The 3425-nt window shown below is 65.8% G+C and carries 3 protein-coding genes; 2 read left to right on the top strand and 1 reads right to left on the bottom strand.

All coding sequences use genetic code 11. The features are described 5' to 3' along the window. Together EN750_RS24605 and EN750_RS24600 are read left to right on the top strand one after the other, a co-directional pair. On the top strand, positions 1-1429 hold a 1429-nt coding region (locus tag EN750_RS24605; RefSeq protein WP_145967885.1), incomplete at its 5' end, for a Na/Pi cotransporter family protein. A 147-nt stretch (positions 1430-1576) separates the two neighbouring features. Continuing rightward, positions 1577-2761 (top strand): MFS transporter, encoded by a 1185-nt coding sequence (locus EN750_RS24600; protein WP_127397982.1) that lies wholly within the window; start codon positions 1577-1579, stop codon positions 2759-2761. Between the two features lie 6 nt (positions 2762-2767). Here EN750_RS24600 and EN750_RS24595 read toward each other — a convergent pair. Further along, on the bottom strand, positions 2768-3425 hold a 658-nt coding region (locus tag EN750_RS24595), incomplete at its 5' end, for an HAD-IC family P-type ATPase (protein ID WP_127397980.1).

The following is a 3425-nucleotide window of genomic DNA, read 5'->3' as shown; positions in this document are numbered from 1 at the left end:
CGTCTCGGGCGCCGCGGGCCAATTGGCAGTGCGCGGCGCCGAGATCGGCTCTGCGCTGGTGGTCAAGCTGCTGACCTTCGACCTCACCTTGCTGGTGCCGCTGTGCCTGATCACCGGCACGGTCATGTTCATGGCCACCGAGCGGCGCGACTGGCGCCAGACCGGCCGCATTCTGGTCGGCATCGGCCTTTTGATCCTGTCGCTGGAGATGATCGGACAGGCGTCTGAGCCGCTGCGCAACAGCCAGCTCATGCCGGTCATCATCAACTACTTCTCGACCGATTCCATCACCGCCTATCTGCTGGCGGCGCTGATCACCTGGCTGTTCCAGTCGAGCATCGCGGCGGTGCTGTTGATGGCGACGCTGGCGGGCCGCGGCCTGATCACGCCTGAACTCGGCGTTGTTCTTATCCTCGGCGTCAATCTCGGCTCCTCGATCATCGCGCCGATGCTGACCCGCTCGTCGAGCCCCGAGGTGCGCGTCGTGCCGATCGGCAACCTCCTGATGCGCGGGCTTGGTTCGCTTGTCATGCTGATCCTGGTCATGATCTTCAGGCCGCACTTCGCCTTTCTCGGTTCGACGGCGGCGGACCAGATCGTCAATGCCCACATCCTGTTCAATGTGCTGATCCTGCTCGCCGGCCTGCCGCTGGCAGGGTTTGTCTACCGCGCTTCGGAGAAGATCGTCGCACTTGGCACCAAGCCCGTGCCGGCCGCCTCGCTTGACGTCGTCGAGCTGTCCGCGCTCAACGAAAGCGCGCTCGACGTGCCGAGCCAGGCGCTTGCCAATGCCACCCGCGAGGTGGTGCGGGTCTGCGAGACGATCGAGATCATGCTCAAGCGCATCATCGAACTCTATGAAAGCGCCGACGCCGACAAGATTAAAGCGCTGGCCGCACTCGACGACCGCGTCGACCGCAAGCACGCCGCGATCAAGCTCTACCTCGCCAAGTTGACCAGGAACGCGCTGACCGAGGACGAGGCGCTGCGCTGCCAGGAGCTGATCGGCGCCTGCGTCAAGCTGGAGCAGGTCGGCGACATCATCGTGCGCAACATGCTGGTGCATGTGAAAAAGAAGTTCGAGCGCGGACTGGAATTCACCGACGAGGGCTGGGCCGAGCTGTGCGCCTTCCATAGCTCGGTGCTGGCCAATGCGCGGCTTGCCTTCAACGTTCTGGTGTCGCGCGATCCCGAGACCGCCCGCCAGTTGGTGCTGGAAAAAGACCGGCTTCGCGACCGCGAAAAAGAAACCAGCGCCAGCCATTTCGTGCGCCTGCGCGACGGCACTGCCAAGAGCGTCGAGACCAGCTCGATCCATCTCGACACCATCCGCGACCTGAAGCAGATCAATTCGCTGCTGGCCTCGATGGCCTATCCGGTGCTCGAAGAGCGCGGTCTGCTGACTGGATCCAGGTTGAAGGCGAGCTGAGAAGCAGCCGATCTCCCCCTCGTGAGGGAGATTGGCGCTTCATCGCCTCGCGCCCCCACTGAAGAAAACCTAAACTCGCGACAAAAATTTCTGGATTGCCCGCGACGCTCATCCGTGGTTTGAGGCCGTTCCAGCTAAGGCTTCCCCATGTCGCTTCCGCTCATCGCCCTGTTCATTGCCGCCTTTGCTTTCGGCACCACCGAATTCGTCATTGCCGGCGTGCTGCCGCAAGTGGCGGAGGGGCTCGGCGTCTCGGTTCCCTCGGCCGGCTATCTCGTCTCCGGCTATGCCTGCGGCATCGCCATCGGCGGTCCACTGCTGGCGCTCGCCACCAAGTCGCTGTCGCGCAAGAGCCTGCTGCTCGGCCTCGCCATCGCCTTCACCATCGGCCAGGCGGCTTGCGCGCTGGCGCCCGACTTCACCTCGATGCTTTTGTTGCGCATTGCCGTGGCGGTCGCGCATGGCGCCTATTTCGGCCTCGCCATGGTCGTCGCCGTCGGTCTCGTGCGCGAGGACCAGCGCGGCATGGCTGTCGCCGTCATCCTGTCTGGCCTCACCGTCTCCAACGTCATCGGCGTGCCGGCCGGCACCGCGATCGGCAACATCTGGGGCTGGCGCGCCACCTTCTGGGTGATGTGCGCGCTCGGCGTGGCGGCGACGCTTGCCATGGCAGCCCTGTTGCCGCGCACCACCGGCTCATCGGCCAAGCCTGCCGGTTTCGCCCGCGAGGTCCGTGTGCTGGCCCGCCAGCAGGTCTGGACTTCGCTGATCCTGATGCTGATGCTGATGATCGGCCAGTTCGGCCTGTTCACCTACATCACCCCGACACTGCTGGAGGTCACCGGGCTCGACGAGAACCTGGTGCCGTGGGTGCTGCTGCTCAACGGCGTCGGCGCCACGCTCGGCGTCTTCCTCGGCGGCAAGCTGTCCGACTGGAAGCTGATGCCGTCGCTAATCACCATGCTGGCCTTGCAGGCGGTGACGCTGGCCGTCATCTACGCCGTCAGCCCCTATCCCCTGCCGATGGTTGTGGCGATCGTCATCTGGGGCGGCCTCAACTTCGCCATCGGCACACCGATCCAGACCCGCATCCTGGCCTGGACGGCGGACGCCTCGAACCTCGCCTCGTCGCTCATTCCGTCCGGCTTCAATGTCGGCATCGCGCTGGCCGCGTCTTTGGGCGCCGCGATGCTGAACAGCGGCTATGGCTACCGCAGCCTGCCGCTGCTGGGCGCCATCGCCATGCTGGTCGCCGTCGCGGTGGCGCTGGCATCCTATGTCTGGGAAGGGCGCAGCAACGCCACGCCGCCGCTGACGGCTCCGGCGGAATAGACCACTTCACCCGCGCCAGCGCAGCAGGCGCATGGCGTTGGCGGTGACCAGCACCGTGGCGCCGGTATCGGCCAGGATCGCCGGCCACAGGCCGGTGATACCCAAAATGGTGGTGACCAGGAACACCGCCTTCAGCCCGAGCGCAACGCTGATGTTCTGGCCGATATTGGCCATCACCGCCCGCGACAGTCTTACCATGCGCGCGACGTCCATGACGCGGCCATGCAGGATCGCCGCGTCCGCCGTCTCCAGCGCCACATCGGTGCCGCCGCCAATGGCGATTCCGATGTCGGCGGCGGCGAGCGCCGGCGCATCGTTGATGCCATCGCCGACCTTGGCGACCTTCAGCCCTTCGCGCTGCAATTCACCGATGATGCGCTGCTTGTCCTGAGGCAACAACTCCGCCCGCGCCTCGATCCCGAGGGAAGCGGCGATGGCTTCGGCCGTGCGGCGATTGTCGCCGGTCAGCATGATCGTGCGGATGCCCTCGGCCTTCAGCGCCGCAATGCCGGCCGCCGCATCCGGCCGCGGCTCGTCGCGCATGGCGATCAGTCCTGCCACCACGCCGTCGGCGACCAGCACTGAGACGGTCTTGCCCTGCCCGTTGAGGCTGTCGACGGCGAGGCGCTGCACTTGCGGCATGTCGGCGCGTTCGCTCGCCCCT

The sequence above is a fragment of the Mesorhizobium sp. M7A.F.Ca.ET.027.03.2.1 genome, from assembly GCF_003999175.1.
In the GTDB taxonomy this organism is placed as follows: Bacteria; Pseudomonadota; Alphaproteobacteria; order Rhizobiales; family Rhizobiaceae; genus Mesorhizobium.
Note: the sequence above shows the minus strand (reverse complement) of the source record. Positions and strands in the feature narration are given on the sequence as shown.